The organism is Lysinibacillus sp. 1 U-2021 (assembly GCF_029916965.1).
GTDB lineage: Bacteria > Bacillota > Bacilli > Bacillales_A > Planococcaceae > Lysinibacillus > Lysinibacillus capsici.
In genome coordinates, this window is sequence record NZ_CP123966.1 from 1,007,405 (window position 1) to 1,030,607 (window position 23,203).

Sequence of the window (23,203 nt, forward strand, 5' to 3'; positions counted from 1 at the left end):
GGCGTTTAGATTGTTCGCCGGGGCGTTGGTGTGTCTGTGGGATGTTTTGTGCGGTGGTGAGCGTGTGAGGGCGTGATGGCGGGTTGTAAAAAAGCCGCCCGCAGGCGGCGATGTTCAGCCGTTGTCAGTGTCCAGTGAGTAGTTTTTAAAGCGGATGACCTCCTGACCGAGCCAGCCGTTTATCTCGCGGATCCTGTCCTGTAGCGGGATAAGTTCATTGCGGACAAAGACCTTTGCCACTTTCTCAATATCACCCAGCGACCCGACGTTCTCCGGCTTGCCGCCCATCAACTGAAAGGGGATGCGGTGCGCGTCCAGCAGGTCAGCGGCGCTGGCTTTTTTGATATTAAAAAAATCGTCCTTCGTTGCCACTTCACTGAGCGGGATAATTTTAATGCCGTCGGCTTTCCCCTGCGGGGCATAGAGAAACAGATTTTTAAAGTTGTTGCGGCCTTTCGACTTGACCATGTTTTCGCGAAGCATTTCGATATCGTTGCGATCCTGCACGGCATCAGTGACGTACATGATGTATCCGGCATGTGCGCCATTTTCGTAATACTTGCGGCGGAACAGCGTGGCCGACTCATTCAGCCAGGCAGAGTTAAGGGCGCTGAGATATTCCGGCAGGCCGTACAGCTCCTGATTAATATCCGGTCGCTATCGTATACCAAAATGAGACAATATGGACGGCTGAAGATAACTTTTTTTCATTGTATTTGCTTATACGGCAACGATTGCGTCATGCGAATTGGCATGACGAAAACGTTAAACTAACGATAAAGGAAAGACATGTCCAAGATAGAAGCGGTATTTTTCGACTGCGACGGTACGCTGGTCGATAGCGAGGTCATTTGCTCTCGCGCCTATGTCACGATGTTCAGGGAATTTGGCATTCACGTTGACCTGGAGGAGATTTTTACCCGTTTTAAAGGCGTAAAACTCTACGAAATCATCGACATCATCAGTAAAGAACAGGGCGTGACGATGATCCAGGCCGATGCCGAGCACGTTTACCGCGCAGAAGTGGCGCGTCTGTTTGATACCGAACTTGAGGTCATCGCAGGAGCGAACGAATTGCTGGCGAGCGTTAACGTGCCGATGTGCGTCGTCTCTAACGGTCCGGTCAGCAAAATGCAGCATTCGCTTGGTAAGCTCAACATGCTGCACTACTTCCCGGAAAAACTGTTCAGCGGCTACGATATCCAGCGTTGGAAGCCCGATCCGGCATTAATGTTCCATGCGGCAAAAGCGATGAATGTGAACGTTGAAAACTGCATTCTGGTCGATGACTCCAGCGCCGGCGTTCAATCAGGGATAGATGCCGGAATGGAAGTGTTTTACTTCTGCGCTGACCCGCACAATAAACCGATCGTTCACCCGAAAGTCACCACCTTTACCGAGCTGGCGCAGCTGCCTGCACTCTGGAAGGCACGGGGCTGGAATATAACGCGATAATCGCCTCCTTACTTCAACGCTTACACATCAGTCACGCTGGTTTGAGATAAAAAATACCAGGTGTCTGATGAGTAAGCGTCTATTCCCTATAAATAATTTATGTCGTTAATCGTCCAGTCGCTCACCCTCTGTATGGTTAAGCCTGGGTTATATTTTTCACAATATCGGGATACCGTTCGAACCAATCCAGAATATTACGCATCGCGTCACTGATTTTTTTATTAGCTTTATATTGATTCTCGCGTCTAAAATTTTGAACAATATTAAGGTTAGAACGTATCTTATTGTCATCGTCAGCAATCTTCTGATTTAATGCCGCTACTTCATCCTGTACTTCTTGACTATTCCACTTGTCCCTTTTTTTATCAAACAAAGTCCTTTTATCATCTACTGATTTATCACGCTTTATGGTTAACTCTTTAATTTCTCGCAATAAGTCATCGTAATCTTTAATGGAAGATCTTATTTCCTCATAGTTTTTTAGTAAATCCTTCCTGTTAATTGCGAATGCACTGGAAAAATAGTGAAAATCGCGAGCATACTTATTGAGCCTTGAGTCGTAATCTGTCTTAAAAGATTTTATATGTTCCAGTTGGTTTGATAGTGCTTTAATTTGTTTTTCTTCAACACCTTCAAAAATGGGTGCAAGTTCCTTATAATCAAATGTTACATTTGTAGCAGATTCTTTATGAGACTCCTTTATTTGCTTTTGGACATATTCTTTTGGATTTTCAGTAAGTATTGTTCCATCTGGCGGCGGAATCATTTTATTTATTATAGACTCAACAAACTTAACCCGGTCACTTTCTATCATATTGTTAATGATATTTTGTGCATTTTCCTGCATATCTTTAAAAATAAAAAACTCAACCCTACTATTATCAAAATGATATTTTTCCTCGTACGATTTATTTTCAACATAAAGTGTAGTCAAAAACAACTCTAACTCTGAAAATGCGTTTTTATATTTTCCCTTAGTCTTTGACTCGGAATTATAAAAATATGTCACATCTCTATTGATAGCACTTACCTTTTTTAAGAAATCAGGTATTTGTTCTTTACTTATAGCTCCGTCCAGATCCATATACATATATTTTTGCGCTGTAAGACCATCTTTTGAATAATTTGTAGTTGGATCAATAGCACAGTCTTTGCACCTATCTCCACTGTAATAATAGCCTAAATTTGCCCCAATCAAATTACTATTTTTAAAGAAGACATTATTGTTCTCTGTATTTTTCTTGCTAAATGAAGAATCGGCCCCTTTCTTTATACTCTCTACGCATTTCGAAAAATTATCATCTAACTTAAGATTTCTCGATCTTCTTTCAATGTAATCAGAAAAATACTCTTTGGGGTTAAACATAGATCTATCTGAACCATCTTCACGAAGACCATCGTTTATTTTAATATGCTTCAAATTACAATTATAAAACACAGTCCCCGTATCCGGACCCCTGATTTCATCATAATTAGACTTATTGAACGAATTTGCCAAAAAATCCATTCCATGAGCATCAAGCCCTATTATATTACAGTTATAAAAATGACTCAGAAGTATACTCGATCCAGGACAACATCCTCCCTGGATTATACAATCCTGAACGAAAGACTGCATAAAGAGATAAGAACCTAATTTTTCTTGAATACTATCAGGTTGTGTAACGGTGTAGATTTTAGACGTCTCACATCTATAATTTTCAATTTTGCATTTAGAAATAAAACAACCTTTAAACATACCTTTTATTGGTTTTTTATTTCCTGACCCCACAGTATCATCATTAGTCTCATAAAGCTGTATGTTGTTGAATTTACAATCATCGAAATAGCAATTTTCAAAAACCGGACCTTCAAGGTTAGGGCTGTTTATCACTCCTGAAAAAATTACATTCTTAAAACTACAATATTTTAATGAATTTAAAACATCCTTAGACAACGATGATAAATTGATTGTTGTATTAATAATAGGAATTTTATTTTTAATCAGCGTCGTAAGTTTTACAGAATAATCATCAAACGTTAATCTATTCAAGGGAGAATTATCAAAATGTGAATCATCAAGATAATTATCAAGCGTTAATCTCTCTGAAGAAACCTGTTTTTTTTCGTTATCATTCGGAGTAACCCCCGTGTAGAGATTAAAGGATCTACTCACAATAACTTCATTATTTTCATTTGTGGTAAAGTCTGTCTTAGTACTAAATCGCCATTGTTGTTCTGTTTTTGCCAGCGATTTAATCTTATCGAACACCTCGGCTTTGTTATCAACTTTCGTGACAAATTCGTAAATTAAGCCTTTGACTTGTTTAATATGAGAACCGGGAAAAAGATCGCGAACAAACTCCCACAGTGTACGTTTTTTAAATAAATCCCCTTTGCCATCAAGGATATTTTCAATATCCTTAGAGTTTACATTATATTTCTTATCATTAATACTTAAAGCAATTTTATCAGAATATCCTTTATGACTAAGCCTCTCCTTATTCATTGCTTCTAAAAAAGGATTAGTATTAATAAGAACACTTGGTTTTAATTTAGCAACCATAAACCCTCCGGCGTGCAATATTGAGTTGTTTGAAAAACAATAACTTCTATGTTGTTAATTAACCGTACTGCTAGTTAGGTTAGCAACAAGTGTTACTTACATTACCGGTGAATACTGTAAAAAATAGCTCATTATTTCCATTTTAACCCAGGGTGTTCACCCTGGATTTGCATTTTTTTTGGGGGTTAACGGTACATTCCACGGGTTAACCGCAGCATCAGAAAATGAGCGTTTTTTTATAGCCGCTTTTATTGTCGAGGTTAAAATAAAGATATTTTATTAAATTTTATCAAGGTGATTTATGGATAATCTTATTGGCACACCACCAAACCACGCAGTTCCCCATAACTATATAGACATGGAGCAAATGGAATATTTATGTCATCTCAATCGTTTTTCTAAATTGTCTGACGATTTTTTAATAAATGGTCCAAGAGAGGACCTTTTTACATATAAATATATTTTAGATGGCTCGCTTTCAAATTTACAGCATTTATTTCCCAAAGGACAACTACAGAAGATACAACAGCGATTAAGTTCTCTTATGTATAAAAACAAGTTTCATTGTTTTCATGCTTTTTTATTAAAACTATGCTCAATTGAGAGTATTCCAGTCCCAAATGCCGATTACGCTTTCTTTGATGACGAAATGCCATTTACATTAACTGATGAACAGATCGAAAATATTTCTTTTTTAAACGCATATCACAAAGAAAAGAAAGGAAACAACGACATTGTTACATTTGATTTCATGAGCGCTGATCACCACTATAATTTTAGCACAACCATAGCTTTAACAAATGATAGCTTCCATATATCTTCAATAAACAACCATAACTCACAGGTTATATTCGATGAAAACATCCATTTACATCCCTATGAATTACCAGAATCATCACAATGGTGTTATCAGTTAATAAAAAACATGATTTCTTTACATTGCAGATATAATAACAATTTCAAAATAAAAAAAACCTTTTGTTTTGATTTTAAAAATAAATCTTTTTGTAATGCCAGGTTGCAATATATAACATTTATTGCATGTTTATTTTCACATGCAAACATGAAATATTCGACATTTCATGATGTTAACCTTGATATGTGTGAGATAAAGAATTGCAATTTTGACAATTCAGAGATGAATTTCATTTCGTGCGTCGGGACAAATTTTAGCGGTTCTACATTTAACAATGTAAAAACAACAACAGCGCAACTAATTAAGACACCAACAAAGTGGACGAATAACACTCTAAAATATTGGTTCTCCAGTTGTAATAAACGTAATATCATCTTCACTTTTAATACAATATCTGATAGAAATATGAAATTAAAAGGTATCAAGAATATATTACTGTCGTTGGTTGACCAAAAAGTCAATATTTATAGTGTAAGGCAAGAGCTTCTGGATTTTCTTAATAATGATTTATATAAAAATGATGGAGAGATTCTCTCTTATAAAGAATCAATAATGTTGTTTTGTGCTGTGTAGCCGAAAAATAGATGATTCAGATTAACTACCGCACTCTATGTTGTTTTTATATCCATGTCAGGTAACAGGTCATTTGTGAATCCTGACACCAGACTATGACTATCGCCCGGGGAGAATCCACAACCGCTGGAAGTAGTCTCATTTCTGCAGGATAAAACCGTAGAGTGCGATTGCGATAAATAATAAATACAGGCTTATTATTCCAGTCTTTTTTATTGCGTTGGTTGATTCAAATGGCTCGGTTAGTAAAATGCACCATTCACTCGGAAAACTCAACATGTTGCACTCTTATACGCCGTATGGAAAAGACGTAGGAGTGGTATAACCATTTAATCGTCTCCCAACGTCAACGCTTACACATCAGCGACACTGGTTTAATTAAAGCATACCAGATTTCTGATGAGTAAGCGTCTTTTCGTATAACCTCATTGTTTCAGAAACGACTTGATCCGTTTATTTATTCGCCACGTTATTATTCAGTATCAATTTTCTTAATAGTTTCCACCATAACTTGATTTTCTTTTAGCCAACGACTGATACCTAGAATTACATCATTAAGTCTATTTTCTTGTTGAAACTTTATCTTGAATCTCTCTGTTTCAGAGGAAAGATCCCAGATTGCATTATCTATTTCTTCAATTTTTTTATCTATTTTCTTTATATCATTTTCGATTTTGACTTTTTCTTTTTCATCATTATCATTTAAATTAAGCATCTTTATATCAAAATAAACCTTTCTTTCTAGCTGAGCATCTCTTGCGCCAGAAAGGTTGGCTAAATCTTGCAATTTATAAGTGAAATTTTCATTAATATAATTATTATTTCTATCAATGACCTCCAATAAATATTGTTCAATGTCAAAGAATGAAGCAATTTCATGGGCTACATTTGCTGGTTTTTCTATATATTTCTCTTGGTTTATTTTTTCTTCTGCCTTAAAGTTTTTCACCGTTAAAAAAACATTTTGCATTTTCACAAAATCCTCCACTTTAGGACCATTCGTCTTCTCATGATCGTAGTAAAGAAATTGCAAATCATTAAAATCAAAGTGAAATCTATTGCCATTTGGATTAATAGAACGATATGTTTTTATTTTCCCATTTTCATCGTAATGTCTATACCAATCAAGGTTATTATAGATTTTCTGCATGAAATTCACTTTATCAGTATCTATTTCACTAGCTATATCTTTTTTTCTATTGTACAAAACATTATCTATAATATATTTTATAGTTTCATCATTAAGTTGAAAATATTTTACATCATCACCAGGCATGATTTTATGCAGATTATCTAATAAGTTTCGTAAATCGGCTAGTGCCTTTTTGTAATTATTCTTCATATTATTGCTATGCTCATAAATACCTTCTATCCGTGAATAAATGTTCGTTACCTTTTCCATGAAAGGTAACATATCATTTTTAGCTATAGCTCCTTTATTGTACATATAAACAGGAATTTTAACCTGAGTGTTTGCAGCAAGATTACCACTTAACCTGGTGGTATAAATATCAATAGCACAATCATACAATGGATTTCCACCGGTTAACTCGCCCAAACAAGCACCATATAAACAGCAATGATTAAGATTTATATGTTTATCTATATCGTCTTTTATATTATAATGAGTTTTAATATTTTGGAAAATATCATCGTGGATAAAATTTAAAAGAGCTTTATCCAGATTAAGTTTATTTTCACTTTCTCCGAAATATTTTCTTGGATCATAATCTCGTAAATCTTCACGAATTCCATCTCGTTTGCATGTCATATTAACATAACGAAAATCACAATCATAAAAATTATTACTATCTCTAAAACCACCGCGAGTTTTTCTATAAAACGAAGTTTCTATGAAATCCATTCCAACACCATTAAGCTCTGCTATATTGCAAGATAATAAACTGCTTGCAATAACACTTGCTTCTTTACACACTCCATCTTGAAGATTACTTGCATATACAAATGACTGCATAAACAGATATGCACCGACTTTCTTATCCCCTCTTTGGGGATCTTGATTTATAGAGTATATTTTTGATGTCTCTATCTTGAAATTTTTCATTTCGCATTGATACAAAAAACACCCTTTAAACATACCGTAAATCGGTATTTTATTATTTGGTTTTACTTTACAAAGAACGTCATAGCTTTCACAGGTCACTTTATCAAAGCCAACAAGGGACACATTCTCGAAATTACAACCCTCAAAAAAACAATTTTCAAATACTGGGCCGTTAAGATTTTCGTAAGATATATTACCTGTGAATGTCATCTTTTTAAAGCAACACTGTTTTAGCGATACCAGAACATCTTTTTTCAGTGCAGATAAATCAATTATCATATTTTCAAAGGGGATTTTATTTTTTAAATATACGCTTAGTTTTTCATTATCATTAGGGAACTGCATTTTCAATATCCCTGATTGAAAAGCCTTCTCATCAAAATGAATATCATGTTTATAACTATTATAATTGCGTTCTTCTGATAATACAGAAAGCATTGTATTTTCTTCAGCATTATTATGATTATCTTTCGAGTTAATATTTATTTTAAATACTCTACTAACAATAATGTCTTTATTCTCATCTACTGTAAATTCTGTCGTCGTACTAAAGCGCCATTTTTCTTCTGGAATAGCGAGAGATTTAATTCTCTCAAATCTCTTAACTTTGTCCTCAGTTTTCGTTACAAATTCTACAATTGTTTCTTTAGCCTCCTTAATATGATACATGGGAAAGAGATCGAGTATAAATTCCCAAAGAGTTAGTTTAAGAAAAGATTGTCTATCACCAGCTATAAGGTTTGTTATATCTTTATGGGTTATTGAATACTTCTCCTTATTACCAACAGACAAACAAAATTTTTCTGATTTTTTTTGCAATCCATTATTTTCATCTGGCATTTTAGTCAGATTAGCAAATTTATCTGTAACTGTACTATATGATGATATAGCCATAATCATTTCTCCTGAACACAATATTTATTCGCCCGAGCACAATACATTGCCGATTTGTCTTAAAAAGCATACCTGGGTGTTGGTTTGCTACGATTATGACTAAACCACCTATGAATACTGTAAAAAATCGCTCATTTTTTATGTCTCGATATAGGGCTTTTACCCTGTTTTTTGTTTTCTTTTCCATTCTCTGTGCAGGTAGCGATATAAATGAAAAGAATAACAAAAATGTTTTTATAGCGGGGCACTACATTAAAAGTAAAATAATTCAAATGAAATAATGTATATGCAATGTACTGGGGGTAGTTTCGAGGTGAGTTTGTGTGGCTATATTTCAGGGAGAAAGTGTATCAGCCCGGTAACTATGTATGACCGGGCTGATTGCCAGATGCGGCAAAAAGCTTTATCTGGCCTACAGTTAGCACTACTCTTTCGGGTCTTTTCCCGCCAGCAGTTTATCCAGCTCATCACCGCCTACATGACGGAAATCCTGACCCTTCACGTAGTAGAAGATAAACTCACAAATATTCTGGCAGCGGTCGCCAATACGTTCGATAGAACGCGCGCAGAACAGCGCAGTAAGTACGCTCGGAATGGTACGCGAATCTTCCATCATGTAGGTCATCAGTTGACGAGGAAACGATATCGGTATGGTGGCGAGAGCTGCCGCACAGATGGAGCGATCGGTTGGCCAGTCGGTCAGCGATACCATAAATCAGTTTAAGCGGCTGAAGGATGATCCTGTAAATGCCGCGAAGGCTCTGGACAATGAGCTACATTTTCTTACTGCCACTCAGCTTGAGCAGATACGTGTCCTTGGGGATCAGGGACGGTCCAGTGATGCGGCACGGATAGCCATGTCTGCACTGGCAGAGGAAACCGGTAAACGTACGTCGGATATTGATAATAACCTGAATGCGCTGGGCAGTACGCTTCAGACATTGTCTGACTGGTGGAGGCAGTTCTGGGATGCGGCCATGAACATTGGTCGGGAAGACTCCCTTGATGCGCAGATTGCGGCGCTGCAGGAAAAAATTCAGCGTGCGAAGAGATTTCCGTGGACGAACGCGTCCACCACGGTGGAATACGATCAGCAACAACTGGATGCGCTGAAAGAGCGAAAGCGCCAGCAGGATTTGCAGGATGCAAAAGAGCAGGCAGAGCGGAATTATCAGGAGCAACAGAAACGCCGTAATGCTGAAAATGCTGCGCTGAACCGGATGAATGAAACGGAAGCAGCACGACATCAGCGTGAACTTGTGCGTATTAATGCCATGCAGTACGCCGATCAGGCGGTCAGGGATGCAGCGATACAACGTGAAAATGAACGTTACGAAAAAGCCATTAAGAAAAAAACGCCTGCCACCCGTAATGATGAGGCCACCCGGTTATTACTGCAGTACAGCCAGCAACAGGCGCAGGTGGAGGGGCAGATCGCCGCCGCCAGACAGTCAGCAGGCATGGCTACTGAAAGGATGACAGAAGCGCATAAACAGCTTCTGGCCCTTCAGCAGCGTATCAGCGATTTGGCCGGTAAAAAACTGACAGCAGATGAAAAAAGCGTGCTGGCGCATAAGGATGAACTTGTTCAGGCACTGACGCTGCTGGATGCAAAACAGCAGGAGCTGCAGAAGCAGACGGCGCTGAATGATTTGAAGAAAAAATCCATTCAGCTTGCCAGCCAGCTGGCGGAAGAGGAGCGGGCTCTGCGTCAGCAACATGACCTGGATATCGCCACGACAGGGATGGGGGATAAACAGCGTCAGCGATACCAGGCACAGTTCAGTCTGCAACAAAAATATCAGCAGCAGCGGGAACAGCTGGAGCGTGACAGTAAGCAGAAAGGAACATATGGCACAGATGAATACCGGAATGCTGAGCAGACGCTGACAGACAGTCTTAACCGGCAACTGAACGAAAACAGACGTTACTGGCAGGAACAGGAACTGATGCAGGCAGACTGGAAAAACGGTGCCATACGGGCTTTTCAGAATTTTACAGAGGATGCGGATAACGCGGCGGGTACCGCTGAGCAGCTGTTTAATACCGCGTTCAGCAGCATGGACAACGGGCTGGCGACGTTCTGCACGACAGGTAAACTGAATTTCAAATCTTTTACCTCATCCGTGCTGTCAGATATGGCGAAAATTCTGGCGCATGCAACCATGATGAAGGCTGTCAAGGGCGTTGGTAGTGCACTGGGGCTGGGGTCTGTTCTCGACAGTCTTTCCTTTAATGCCTGTGGTGGTGTTTATCAGTCTGCTGATTTGAGTCGCTACAGTGGCACGGTGGTAAACCGTCCGACATTTTTTGCTTTTGCAAAAGGCGCGGGTGTGATGGGCGAGGCCGGGCCTGAAGCCATTCTGCCACTGCGTCGTGGTGCTGACGGCAAACTGGGGGTTGTGGCAGCGACCAGTGGTGCGGGCATGGCGATGTTTGCCCCTCAGTACCACATTGAGATTAATAATGACGGCACGAACGGGCAGATAGGCCCGGCTGCACTGAAGGTGGTGTATGACCTCGGGAAAAAAGCAGCAGCTGACTTTATGCAACAGCAGTCCCGTGATGGTGGGCTGTTATCCGGAGGTGGACGATGAAAACCTTCCGCTGGAAAGTGAAACCTGGCATGGATGTGACTTCGTCGCCTTCCGTCAGGGAGGTTCGCTTTGGTGATGGCTATTCCCAGCGAGCGCCTGCCGGGCTGAACACTGACCTGAAAACGTACAGCGTGACGCTTTCTGTCTCCCGCGAGGAGGCCACGGCGCTGGAGTCGTTTCTGGCTGAGCACGGGGGCTGGAAGGCCTTTCTGTGGACGCCGCCTTATGGCTACCGACAGATAAAGGTGACCTGCGCAAAATGGACGTCGCGGGTCAGTATGCTGCGTGTTGAGTTCAGCGCAGAGTTTAAACAGGTGGTGAACTGATGCAGGATATCCAACAGGAAACACTGAATGAATGCACCCGTGCGGAGCAGTCTGCCAGCGTGGTTCTCTGGGAAATCGATCTGACAGAGGTTGGTGGAGAACGTTATTTTTTCTGTAATGAGCAGAACGAAAAAGGTGAGCCGGTCACCTGGCAGGGGCGACAGTATCAGGCGTATCCCATTCAGGGGAGTGGTTTCGAACTGAATGGCAAAGGCACCAGTACGCGCCCCACGCTGACGGTTTCTAACCTGTACGGTATGGTCACCGTGATGGCGGAAGACCTGCAGAGTCTGGTCGGCGGAACGGTGGCCCGGCGCAAGGTTTACGCCCGTTTTCTGGATGCGGTGAACTTCGTCAACGGAAACAGCGAAGCCGATCCGGAGCAGGAGGTGATCAGCCGCTGGCGCATTGAGCAGTGCAGCGAACTGAGTGCGGTCAGTGCCTCCTTTGTGCTCTCCACGCCGACGGAAACGGACGGCGCTGTTTTTCCGGGGCGCATCATGCTGGCCAACACCTGTACCTGGACCTATCGCGGTGATGAGTGCGGTTATCACGGACCGGCTGTCGCGGATGAATATGACCAGCCGACGTCCGATATCACGAAGGATAAATGCAGCAAATGCCTGAGCGGTTGTAAGTTTCGCAATAACCTCGGCAATTTTGGCGGTTACCTTTCCATTAACAAACTTTCGCAGTAAATCCATGACAGAAACTGAATCAGCGATTCTGGCGCACGCCAGGCGATGTGCGCCAGCGGAGTCGTGCGGCTTCGTGGTGAGAACACCGGAGGGAGAAAGATATTTTCCCTGCGTGAATATCTCCGCTGAGCCGGAGGATTATTTCCGGATGGCTCCGGAGGACTGGCTGCAGGCCAAAATGCAGGGTGAGATTGTGGCGCTGGTCCACAGTCACCCCGGTGGTCTGCCCTGGCTGAGTGAGGCCGACAGGCGGCTGCAGGTGCAGAGTGATTTGCCGTGGTGGCTGGTCTGCCGGGGGACGATTCATAAGTTCCGCTGTGTGCCGCATCTCACCGGGCGGCGCTTTGAGCACGGGGTGACGGACTGTTACACGCTGTTCCGGGATGCTTGCAGAATGGTTGATTGGAGTGGAGCCAGCGTCACGCCTAGGGGATTTAGCGTCACTGAGGAGACCCTGGAGCGAGCGCAAGTGAGTGAAGCGGCTCATCGGACGCCCCCTGGAAAGGACGCTGGCGGAACGGAAATCAACCCCTCACCTTGCTAAAAGGGCTTTTTCTGCTAGTGACATTCTTTTTTCAACAACAAGAAAAGGTGTCTCAATCCCTTGAGACACCTTTAGATGATTAACCTTTTACATAATAAACTTCTTGACCGCTTTCAATGATATGATCAGGCTTCGGTTTACCTGCACTTGCCTTATGGCCTGCAATATGCTCAGGGCTCTTCTCCCAATTTTTCCATGCTTCTTCCGATTCCCAACGAACCATCACTAGCACTTCTTCATCACCACGGCGAACTTTCTTTACAAGTACCTGCTTATCAATGAAGCCAGGTTGTTGTTCAAGTAATGAGGGACTGTTTGGCTTACCACCAAAACGATCCACAACCTTATCCGAATTCCCTTCCGTCACAACAATACGTTTAATTTGTACAAACATATTAGTTGAACGCCTTTAATACATCTTCAGCTTTTTGTGTTTCTGATTGTAAACCGCCACCTGAAAGGTACCAAATTTCTGGATCTAGATAGAATACTTTACCGTTTTTCACAGCGTTTGTTGCACTTACGATTTCGTTTTCAATTGCAGCTTTTGTACCTGATTCACCGTTTTCATTTACAACAGCGTCGCGGTCAATAACGAATAAGATATCTGGGTTTTTCTCACGTACGAATTCAAAGCTTGCATTATCACCATGTGATTCGATTTTGAAGCCACCAGCTTCAGCTACAGCTTTTACACCATATACATCATAAATCACACCGAAACGTGAACCAGGACCGAATACGGATAATGAACCTTCACTACCTAAAACGATTAACGCTTTTTCTTCTGTTGCAGTAGCTTTAGCTTTTACTTCTTCTACTTTTGCTTCATAAGCAGCAATTGCATCTGCCGCTTCTTTTTCTTTACCAAAGATTTTGCCAGCTAATTCTGTATTCGCTTTGAATGACTCTAAGAAGTTAGTATTATCTACACCAATGTATACTGTAGGAGCAATTTTAGATAATTCAGCATAAGCTGCTGAAGCACGACCAGAGATGAAAATAATATCTGGGTTAATTTCAGATAATTTTTCATAATCAGGCTCGAATAATGTACCTGCGTTTACATAAGTACTATCTTTAAACTTGCTTAAATATGCTGGTAATGAGTCTTGTACCACTGCAGTAGGATTAACGCCTAAAGCATCTAATGTATCTAAGAAACCATTATCAAAAACAACAACTTTTTCTGGCATTTTATCAAGTGTTACTTCTTCAAATGTTGTACTACCATCACGACCTTCAACTGTACTACCTGGAATTGTTAGTGGATATACCGATGATTCTTCATTTTGTTCCTCAGCTGGTTTGTCAGTTGAAGTACCTTTATCATCTTCTTTTGCTTCATCTTTCGAACCGCAAGCAGCTAATACTAATAGCATCATAGCCATTAATATCGTAAGTAATTTCCATTTTTTCATTGTGAAATTTCTCCTTTAATTAAATGATTTGATAGTTAGATGTGCATCCATCTTGAACTATTTTTACGAATTAAAATAAACACAAATTCGACAGCCATCCTGCTCTTGAACAGGAATATCCATATCATAAATTTCCTTCAATGCATGTGAGTTAATAATGTCATTTGTAGGACCATTTTTAACAACACGGCCATCTTTTAATGCAACAATATGGTCAGAGTATACAGAAGCGAAATTAATATCGTGTAAAACGATAATCACTGTCTTGCCTAACTCATCAACCAACTTACGTAAAATCTTCATAATCTGGACAGAATGCTTCATATCTAAATTATTTAATGGTTCGTCCAGTAAGATATATTCAGTATCTTGGGCAATAACCATTGCGATAAATGCACGCTGGCGTTGACCACCTGATAGTTCATCTAAATAATTATGTTGCATATCTTCTAAATTCATATAGCGAATAGCTTCGTCCACTTTTTCTTCGTCTTCAGGTTTTAAGTGCCCTTTTGAGTAAGGGAAACGGCCAAAAGATACAAGCTCACGAATCGTTAGACGAACATTCATAAAGTTGGACTGCTTTAAAATCGATACACGTTTAGCAAAATCATCCGATTTCCAGCTACGTACATCTGCCTTATCGAGTAGTACTTCGCCAGTATCTGCATTCAGTAAACGACTCACCATAGAAAGTAGCGTGGACTTCCCTGCACCATTCGGTCCAATAAACGATGTGATTTTTCCTGAAACAATATCAACACTTACATCTTGAACGACAGGTTTTTTACCAAAAAACTTTGTGATTTCTTTGACTTGTATCATCCTGCTGACCTACTTTCTCTTAATAATAAGTAGATGAAGTAAACCCCACCCACAAAATTAATAATGACACTAAGTGTAGTAGTGAAACTAAATAAACGTTCAACCATCCACTGTCCACCGACTAAAGCTACAATACTCATTACACAGGAGCCAGTAATTAAGATGGAATGCTTGTATGTTCTGAAATACTGATATGATAAATTTGCAACGATTAAACCAAAGAACGTGATCGGACCAACAAGCGCTGTCGAAACAGCAATTAAAATTGAAGCTAAAATTAACATACGTTGTACCAGCTTATCGTAAGGTACACCTAAATTTATAGCTGTGTCTCGTCCAAGAGACATAACGTCTAATTGGTTCATGTGACGAGCGCCGTAGATAAACGTTATTAAAATGATAACGCCTGCCAGCCAAACTAAATCTGAATTAACATTATTGAAACTTGCAAACATTTTACTTTGTAAGCCTAAAAATTCATTCGGATCTATTAATACTTGGAAGAACGTAGTAATACTTCCTAAAAACGTACCAACAATCATTCCTACAAGCAGTAGAAAATAAATCGGTCGTTTTCCTTCTTTAAACAATACTCGGTAAAAAATTAAAGCGAATAGAATCATCGCCCCAATTGCAAGCGTAAAATTATAGTAGATATTAATAACTAATATGGATGTAGAGCCAAAGAAGAAGTAGATGCATGTTTGAATTAACATATACAAAGCATCTAAACCCATGACACTTGGCGTTAAAATACGATTATGTGTAATTGTTTGGAAAACTACGGTTGAATAGGCAATTGCTATACCCGTTAATGCCATTGCCACAACCTTTATGACACGGCGTGGAAAAGCATAGTGATAATTACCATTGAGTTCCCAAAATAAATATAGGACAACTGCTATAACAGCGAGACCTAGTAAAATGAACATTTTTGTACGATTACGCATAGGCTCTCCCCCTAAACAACATGAATAGGAAGATGGCACTTCCAATTACACCAACAGTCATACTTATTGGTATTTCATAAGGGAAAATCAGTACTCGTCCTAAAATATCACAGAATAATAAGAATGACATACCAAGTAATGCTGTGTGCGGCAAGGTTTTTGCCAAATTATCACCTTTGAACAGGGAAATAATGTTCGGAATAATCAAACCAAGGAATGGAATGATACCGACTGTTAACACCACTGTCGTGGAGATAAGAGCTACCAACACCAAGCCTAAATTGACTACAAATTTATAGGATAGACCAAGATTTTTTGCAAAATCCTCCCCCATCCCAGCTACTGTAAAACGATTTGCGTAAATATAAGCTAAAATGAGTATTGGTACACTTACATATAACAGTTCGTAACGGCCTTTCATGATTAATGAAAAATCTCCTTGTAACCATGCAGAAATGTTTTGGATGATATTCGCCTTATATGCAAAAAATGTTGTAACAGAGGACAAAATATTCCCAAACATTAAGCCAATAAGCGGTATAAAAATCGCATCTTTAAACTTAATTCGGTTTAATATTTGCATAAATAGTAATGTGCCGGCTAAAGCAAATATGAAAGCGAAGGAAATTTTTTGGAAATACGTAACGTTCGAAAAGAACATCATGGAAATCAATACACCCAACCGTGTGGCATCTAATGTACCAGCTGTTGTTGGTGAAACGAATTTATTCCTACTTAAGCTTTGCATAATTAAACCAGCAATACTCATACCTGCACCTGCTAGCAAGATTGCAACAAGTCTAGGTACACGACTAATTAAAAATAGTCTAGCCTCTTCTGATTGGAAGTCTAATAGGTCGCTAGGCTTAATATCAACTACTCCGATAAATAGCGACACAATAGACAGCAAAACAGTTGCTGTTAAAAGATATCTTATTTTCATAGTAATCCCCGGTAGATTTCATTTTTGTGTGTAACTTACTTATTAGTGAAAATGATTATCATTACTCACGTTTTCCATTATAAGCATGATTTTATTCTCAGTCAACAAGCAAATGAGAATTATTCTCGTTTTATGAATGATTAACTAAAAAATATGCCAAATTAACGAAATATCAGTATAACCGTAAATCAATCAACAGAAATAATTCACTATTTCTACAATATTTTTATCCAAATAAAAAGGTAATTGAGAATAAAATCTATCCCTCAATTACCATTTTTATATTAGATAATTTTTTTAGTGCCTCTTAACCATGCAGAAATAATGAATATGATTAATACTAACCCTACATAGCCCATCACTGCATATAGTTTAGCTACTAGCGTTGTAAACCCTACAAGGCTTGCTAGAAAGCCGAGACCACCTATAAATATAACTGCGATCCTAAAGCTTGCTCTACTAGGCTCGAAAAACCTTACCATAAAGGAATATAGCATCCCTACTGCCGTATTATAAATCATTCCTAAAAGAGAAATAGTCATTAACACTCCAACAATCGGATGAATTTCATTCGCTAACGCTAGCATCGGAATGTCTAGTCCAACAATGATATTCATCTTTGCTAAAAGGGAGAAATTCACAAGTAAGATTAAAGCACCTAACAAAATCCCACCAATTATACCACCCATGCCAGCTACCTTATGATTGCGTATGGAGCCACACATAACAGTCAATAAAGAGAAGCTAACCCCTACATTAAACGACATGTACAATAAAGCCGTTACCCACCAACTTTTCTCACTTATTTGAGCCTGTTGAGCAATAACGGCTTGCTCTGCAAAGGTAAAATCCATCGTTGCAATAGCATAGATAGCGATGATGGAGACGACGGTTAGTAGATACGGTGTGGCAAGTGCAATGATATTAATGATGCTTTTCACATCCATCATGACAGTGGCTACTGTAAGCAAGATCATACAAATACTCCCTAGCCAAATAGGCAGTCCAAACATTTGCTGAAATGTTGCACCAGCCCCAGCAAACATGATGACAGCTACACCAAATAAAAAGAGTGATAGCACTATATCCAATACAAAGCCCATAGTATTCCCTGAAATTTGATAGATCAAATCCTTATGGGACGATGTGCGAAGCCTAGAGCTCACTTGAGCAACACACATGCCAACAATTGAGAAACCAACCATAGCTAACAATGCTCCATATATTCCTTTAAAGCCATAGCTTGTAAAATAAAGGACAATTTCCTGCCCAGATGCAAATCCTGCTCCAACGATAATCCCCACATAGGCACCACCGATTTGCAAGCTTTTTTTCAATCAGTTCTCTCCTCGTTTTCCTAAATACTAAATGATCGACTAAGTACTGCCTTATTGATAGATTTCTTTGCTAATTGTTAATTTATCAATCACAGCCATATCAGGCTTAAAACCAATACCTACCGACTGGGGTACCTCAATATAGCCATCTTTGACTTTTACTTCAGGATCAATGATATCCTCGTACCAATAATGACTAGAACCTGCTGTATCGCCAGGTAAAATAAATTGACTAAGAGACGTTAAGGCAACATTATGTGCTCGTCCAATTCCAGCCTCTAACATACCACCACACCAAACTGGAATATGGTTTGCTTTACATAGGTCATGGATTCGTATTGCTTCCGTTAAACCACCTACTCGTCCAATCTTGATGTTTATGACACCACAGCTTCCAAGTTCAATTGCTCGTCTGGCATCCTCATAGGAGGTGATGCTTTCATCTAAGCAAATAGGCGTTTTTAACTTTTTCTGCAATGTTGCATGATCGACAATATCATCAGTAGCTAATGGTTGTTCAATCATTAATAAATTAAAGTCATCAAGCTGCTGTAGTATTTCTATATCATCTAATGTATAAGCAGAGTTTGCATCTACCATCAAGGGTAAATTTGGAAATTCCGCACGAATTGCCTGTACTACCTCTACATCCTCTCCAGGCTTTATCTTAATCTTCACCCTTTTGTAGCCTTTTTCAATATGACCTTTTATTAATGCTATTAACTGAGAGATAGAGGGTTGGATACCCACACTGACTCCTACTTCAATACGTTGTTTTTGACCACCTAACGCCTGTGCAAGTGATTGCTTTGTTTGCTGAGCATAGATATCCCATACAGCACCCTCAATTGAAGCTTTCGCCATGCAGTTTCGCCGAATAGGTGCAAATAATGAGGTTACCTCATCTGGATGCCCAATCTCTTTATGTAACAAGATGGGTATCAAAAAATCTTGTAGCATATGCCATGTTGTCTTTAATGTTTCCTCCGTATACCATGGTGCTACAAAAGCAACAGTTTCTCCCCACCCCGTCGTCCCTGATTCATCTTTTGCTTCTATCAGTAACATTTCCTTTTCATCAACTGTGCCAAAACTCGTAGTAAATGGTGCTTTCATAGGCATTTTCAAATGCCTTAATGTAATCTTTTCTAATCTCACATTGTTCACTCCTTATCATTATTATAAAGCTAATAAGGAGCGTCTGACTAACAGATAGCTATGAACATATTCTGGATGTTTCTTCATGCGTACGATGGCATAATCTTGGTTAAATAATGTTGTTAAGATTGTGCGAATTTTATAACGCCAGTCCTCTGCAAGTTTTGGACTTTCCACTTTCATTTTCTGTAGAGATTGAGGGATCGGTAAAAGATAGGCATCTTTATAAAAGGATTGTTTTAACTGAAATGTATTTTCTACATCTAGAACTGGTAATCCATCTACTGTTAATGTCCAAGGTACTATTTTCTGTGCCCCCTCTTCTAATTCATCAAGGCTATCTGCCATTTGATCACGCTCGATCCACCATTCAACGACTAGTCTATCTGAAGGTAGTCCTTCATTAAAGTCATCGCGAAGCGGACCATAATAATCATTTTCATATTGATAACTAGTGGCGTTCAATTTTAGAAATGCTAGATTCGCTAAACGCGCCTCTAATGGGTCAATTAACCAGCGGACAAGTTGAAAACCATGCTCTTTTGCATATTCTTGTTGGGCATGCTTCAATAATTCACCCACACCTTGTTCACGATATGCTTTTTCTACACCAATCATGTGCGAATGTAAGTACATTTCTCTATTCCGATAGCCAACGAAGCAATAGTTAAAGCCAATTAGCTTTTCATCGAAATACGCTCCTAATACGATTCCGCCATTTTGTACAGCAGCTAGTAATTGATGGGAGGGGATTGCTTGGCTGCCCCATATTTCAGCATTTAATTTTTGGATCTCTGCAATTTCTTTCGGTGTCGTTACTTTGTGAATTCGCACTTGCTCTAACATTACGCTGACGCCTCCTTTTTATGCCCTGATTCCAAAGCTAATAAAACTGCTCTTGTAAGTATCTCCACTCCTGTGACAAGTCTTGCTTGTTTAAATTTCATTTTCGGATGATGCAAGCCTGGTGTTAATCCACAACCCAAGCCCAGCATGGTTGTTTTTAAATGCGGCCGTTGTACAGCATAATGGTGAAAATCCTCTCCTCCAGGTGTATGAACAGGCTTTCTTAAATTTGATAATCCAGCAGCCTGTATAATTGCCTGCTCCATCAAATATTGAGCACTTGTATCAACTTCAGCAGCTACGATATTGGCCACCGTACGTAATTCAATTTGTACCTTATGCAACAATTTAGATGAATCGATCACACGCTTTACGCCTTGTGCTAAATCGTCCATCACCTTGTTTTGCTGTGCACGAATATCAATCGTAAATGAGGCATTACCTGGGATAATATTGCCCGAATCTCCCCCTGCATGGAATTTCGTCATCTTAACAGATACAGGGACCATAGGATCTGTATGAATGGTTCGCAAATCTTCGATGATTGTTGCACCTACTTCAATGGCATTAATACCAAGGTGTGGCCTTGCAGCATGAGCATCCTCTCCGATAATTTCGCCTTCAAGTAAACGAGAGGCACCATGATATAAGGCTGCACAATAAGTGCCGTCCTCTAGCTCATGAACAGGTCTTACATGGACACCAAATAAATAATCTAAGTCATCAATAACACCTTCTTCTAGTACAGATAATGCTCCTGTTCCTTTTTCTTCAGCAGGTTGGAAAATAACGCGGATTGTACCATTTATAGATTGCTGTAGTTCTTTTAAAAGTAATAGTGTACCAATGGCCATCGTCATATGACCGTCATGTCCACATGAATGATTCGCACGGAAATGACCATCTACTTCTTGCCATAAGGCATCTATATCAGTTCTTAGCCCTACTTTGGGGTCACCGTTGCCCACATCAACATATAATCCTGTGGAATTTTTAAATCGTATTGGGGAAAAGCCTTCCTGTGTTAATAGCTCCACTATATAATTGGTGGTTTCTACTTCATGCCAACTGATTTCTGGATTTGCATGTAAATACGTAAAAATCTCCATTAATCTTGGCCTCAAATAATCTAACTCTTCCTTCATAGATTCCAACCCCTTAAATTTTCATATTATTAAAATTATTATAACGAAAATGATAATTTTCTACATAGAAACTTATACCCACATTCAACAAAATAACTACTTACGATAATATATTTCGCTCTCAGCTTCTTAGATAGACTTTTATTTAGATAGCAAAAAAAGATGCAAGTACAGTTTTTTTAATAACTGTACTTGCATCTTTCATTTAATTAATACCCTTCATCGCTTTTGAAATAATTGGTGAAAGCACCAATATAATAATCCCGACTACAATAGATAAGGTACCTAAGAAACCAAAGTATGTGAATTCGCTTACAACTTCATAGACCTTAACTAATTGCGCATTAATTGCTTGTGCTGCTGCACTTGTTAAAAACCATAAAGACATTGTTTGCGCTGCGAATGCCTGTGGTGCCAATTTCGTTGTGGCAGATAGACCAACTGGTGATAATAATAGCTCACCAACAACCACTAAGAAGAATGACAATACTAACCATAAAGGACTCACTAATGTATCTCCACCAGACAGGTGTGCTGGAATCATCATCACTAAGAATGATAGACCCGCAAAGAACAATGCATATGAAAACTTACGTGGTGTTGTCGGCTGCTTGTCTCCCCATTTAAGCCATAGCATCGCAAATAATGGGGCCATTGTAATAACAAATAATGGGTTCAATGACTGGAACCAAGAAGATTGAAGCTGAATACCACCAAAACTTAGCTGTGTACGCTCATCTGCATAAGTCGCTAAAATAGTTGCTCCTTGTTCTTGAATAGCCCAGAACATTACAGCTGATAAAAATAAAGGAATATAAGCAAGTAGACGAGACTTTTCATCCTTTGTTGTTTTTTTACTGCGATACATATAAATAAAGAATGCAGTTGGAATTAATACACCTAGAGCTGTGATGATTAAACTAAATACATTCATTGTTAAAGTACCAGTTTTAATACCGATAGCACCCAAGATGATAATAAGTAAAGCTGCAACTCCGAATTGCGTAAAGACTTTTTTACGTTCTTCAGGCTTTAATGGGTTGTTTACTTGTAAGCCCGCTAAGCCTAAATATTTTTTCTCTGTTAATTTATAAACAATTAAACCAATAAACATACCTAGACCCGCTAAACCGAAGCCAAGGTGGAAGCTATATTTTTGTCCAATTGTTCCGACAATAAAAGGTGCAATAAATGCTCCCATATTAATACCCATATAGAAAATAGAAAAACCTGCATCACGACGGCTATCTGTTTCAGCATAAATGTCCCCAACAATACTTGAAACGTTCGGTTTTAATAAACCAGTACCCATAACGATAAATGCCATGGAAGCAAATAACATGCTCACACCACCAGGCAATGCTAGCAGTAAATGACCAATCATAATTAACACGCCACCATAAAAAATGGTTTTTCGTGTTCCTAAAACTCGGTCGGCAATCCATCCACCTATAATTCCAGACATATAAACAAGTGAGCCGTAGATGGCCATAATAGAGTTTGCTGTTCCGCGGTCTAGACCTAAGCCCCCGTCATGTAATTCGTAATACATAAAGAAGATAAGAATTGCTCGCATACCATAGTACGAGAAACGTTCCCAAAATTCTGTGAAAAACAAAGTAAAGAGCCCTTTAGGGTGTCCAACAAAACCATTTTGAGGGACAGATTTTACAACTTCATCTTTACTAGACATACAATACCCTCTCCCAATAAAAAATTATTCTACAAAAACACAACTACCCTAATATAAGGATAAAAAAACTTTGTTTCATCATACTAAAGCGTTTTATAAACTTTAGCAAGAGTTTTAAAAAATGTTGAAAATTTGTCATTTTTCTATAAATTCTGATTGATTATTAGATAAATTATTAAATCCTTTGATATATCTAAGTTTTCTCACACTTTATCCCTAAAAGATTTTTAAATTTACAATGAATTATTCTAAAATATTTAAAATTCAGATTC

Annotated in this window: 20 protein-coding genes; 6 read left to right on the top strand and 14 right to left on the bottom strand. The window is 39.0% G+C overall.

Translation table 11 applies throughout. The features are described from left to right. Positions 1-114: 114 nt before the first annotated feature. On the bottom strand, positions 115-648 hold the full coding sequence (locus QH639_RS05345) for a phage portal protein (RefSeq protein ID WP_077871121.1): 534 nt from the start codon (positions 646-648) through the stop codon (positions 115-117). A 141-nt stretch (positions 649-789) separates the two neighbouring features. On the opposite strand from QH639_RS05345, the gene yieH reads away from it, so the two are divergent. Further along, positions 790-1,455: a 6-phosphogluconate phosphatase gene (gene yieH, locus QH639_RS05350; protein ID WP_281115762.1), complete on the top strand. Its 666-nt coding sequence runs from the start codon at positions 790-792 to the stop codon at positions 1,453-1,455. Between the two features lie 136 nt (positions 1,456-1,591). Here yieH and espY4 read toward each other — a convergent pair whose 3' ends face one another. Next, the gene (gene espY4, locus QH639_RS05355) at positions 1,592-4,000 is read right to left on the bottom strand and encodes a T3SS effector EspY4 (RefSeq protein WP_281115763.1); all 2,409 of its coding nucleotides are present in this window, start codon (positions 3,998-4,000) and stop codon (positions 1,592-1,594) included. Positions 4,001-4,301: 301 nt separating this feature from the next. Here espY4 and QH639_RS05360 point away from each other — a divergent pair, with 301 nt between their 5' ends. After that, on the top strand, positions 4,302-5,489 hold the full coding sequence (locus QH639_RS05360) for a pentapeptide repeat-containing protein (protein ID WP_001614174.1): 1,188 nt from the start codon (positions 4,302-4,304) through the stop codon (positions 5,487-5,489). Between the two features lie 472 nt (positions 5,490-5,961). Here QH639_RS05360 and QH639_RS05365 read toward each other — a convergent pair whose 3' ends face one another. Both QH639_RS05365 and QH639_RS05370 read right to left on the bottom strand, forming a co-directional pair. Further along, positions 5,962-8,448, bottom strand: a complete 2,487-nt coding sequence (locus QH639_RS05365; RefSeq protein WP_001614175.1) for a hypothetical protein — start codon at positions 8,446-8,448, stop codon at positions 5,962-5,964. Between the two features lie 424 nt (positions 8,449-8,872). Beyond that, a complete protein-coding gene (locus QH639_RS05370; RefSeq protein ID WP_348638172.1) occupies positions 8,873-9,160 on the bottom strand; it encodes a PhoU domain-containing protein in 288 nt (95 codons plus the stop codon). On the opposite strand from QH639_RS05370, the gene QH639_RS05375 reads away from it, so the two are divergent. From QH639_RS05375 to QH639_RS05390, 4 genes are read left to right on the top strand one after another with little or no spacing between them, the layout of a single operon-like run. Continuing rightward, complete coding sequence (locus QH639_RS05375) at positions 9,099-11,045, top strand: phage tail tape measure protein (RefSeq protein WP_281115765.1); 1,947 nt, start codon at positions 9,099-9,101, stop codon at positions 11,043-11,045. The genes QH639_RS05370 and QH639_RS05375 overlap by 62 nt on opposite strands. Further along, positions 11,042-11,371 carry a phage tail protein gene (locus tag QH639_RS05380; protein ID WP_069904044.1) on the top strand — a complete coding sequence of 110 codons (330 nt, stop codon included), beginning with the start codon at positions 11,042-11,044 and terminating at the stop codon, positions 11,369-11,371. Before QH639_RS05375 ends, QH639_RS05380 begins: the two co-directional genes overlap by 4 nt. After that, positions 11,371-12,069, top strand: a complete 699-nt coding sequence (locus tag QH639_RS05385; protein WP_281115766.1) for a phage minor tail protein L — start codon at positions 11,371-11,373, stop codon at positions 12,067-12,069. Before QH639_RS05380 ends, QH639_RS05385 begins: the two co-directional genes overlap by 1 nt. A 4-nt stretch (positions 12,070-12,073) precedes the next feature. Further along, a complete protein-coding gene (locus QH639_RS05390) occupies positions 12,074-12,613 on the top strand; it encodes a C40 family peptidase (RefSeq protein ID WP_481817322.1) in 540 nt (179 codons plus the stop codon). Between the two features lie 79 nt (positions 12,614-12,692). Here QH639_RS05390 and QH639_RS05395 read toward each other — a convergent pair whose 3' ends face one another. The 10 genes from QH639_RS05395 to QH639_RS05440 all read right to left on the bottom strand — a co-directional run bounded on the left by QH639_RS05395 (position 12,693) and on the right by QH639_RS05440 (position 22,931). Next, positions 12,693-13,007 (bottom strand): antibiotic biosynthesis monooxygenase family protein, encoded by a 315-nt coding sequence (locus QH639_RS05395; protein WP_237898801.1) that lies wholly within the window; start codon positions 13,005-13,007, stop codon positions 12,693-12,695. Position 13,008: 1 nt separating this feature from the next. After that, the gene (locus QH639_RS05400; RefSeq protein ID WP_131520882.1) at positions 13,009-14,034 is read right to left on the bottom strand and encodes a siderophore ABC transporter substrate-binding protein; all 1,026 of its coding nucleotides are present in this window, start codon (positions 14,032-14,034) and stop codon (positions 13,009-13,011) included. A 63-nt stretch (positions 14,035-14,097) separates the two neighbouring features. Next, positions 14,098-14,859, bottom strand: a complete 762-nt coding sequence (locus QH639_RS05405; RefSeq protein ID WP_131520883.1) for an iron ABC transporter ATP-binding protein — start codon at positions 14,857-14,859, stop codon at positions 14,098-14,100. Beyond that, a complete protein-coding gene (locus tag QH639_RS05410) occupies positions 14,856-15,809 on the bottom strand; it encodes an iron chelate uptake ABC transporter family permease subunit (protein WP_131520884.1) in 954 nt (317 codons plus the stop codon). Before QH639_RS05410 ends, QH639_RS05405 begins: the two co-directional genes overlap by 4 nt. Next, the gene (locus QH639_RS05415; protein WP_131520885.1) at positions 15,802-16,752 is read right to left on the bottom strand and encodes an ABC transporter permease; all 951 of its coding nucleotides are present in this window, start codon (positions 16,750-16,752) and stop codon (positions 15,802-15,804) included. Before QH639_RS05415 ends, QH639_RS05410 begins: the two co-directional genes overlap by 8 nt. Before the next feature lie 284 nt (positions 16,753-17,036). Continuing rightward, a complete protein-coding gene (locus QH639_RS05420; RefSeq protein WP_131520886.1) occupies positions 17,037-18,089 on the bottom strand; it encodes a YkvI family membrane protein in 1,053 nt (350 codons plus the stop codon). Positions 18,090-18,140: 51 nt separating this feature from the next. Beyond that, the gene (gene menC / locus QH639_RS05425; RefSeq protein ID WP_131520887.1) at positions 18,141-19,247 is read right to left on the bottom strand and encodes an o-succinylbenzoate synthase; all 1,107 of its coding nucleotides are present in this window, start codon (positions 19,245-19,247) and stop codon (positions 18,141-18,143) included. A 21-nt stretch (positions 19,248-19,268) separates the two neighbouring features. After that, positions 19,269-20,093: a GNAT family N-acetyltransferase gene (locus QH639_RS05430; RefSeq protein ID WP_131520888.1), complete on the bottom strand. Its 825-nt coding sequence runs from the start codon at positions 20,091-20,093 to the stop codon at positions 19,269-19,271. Beyond that, a complete protein-coding gene (locus tag QH639_RS05435; protein ID WP_131520889.1) occupies positions 20,093-21,238 on the bottom strand; it encodes a M20 peptidase aminoacylase family protein in 1,146 nt (381 codons plus the stop codon). The genes QH639_RS05430 and QH639_RS05435 overlap by 1 nt, the downstream gene beginning before the upstream one ends. 205 nt (positions 21,239-21,443) lie before the next feature. After that, positions 21,444-22,931, bottom strand: coding sequence for a peptide MFS transporter (locus QH639_RS05440; protein ID WP_048394189.1), 1,488 nt, complete (start codon positions 22,929-22,931; stop codon positions 21,444-21,446). Positions 22,932-23,203 lie beyond the last annotated feature (272 nt).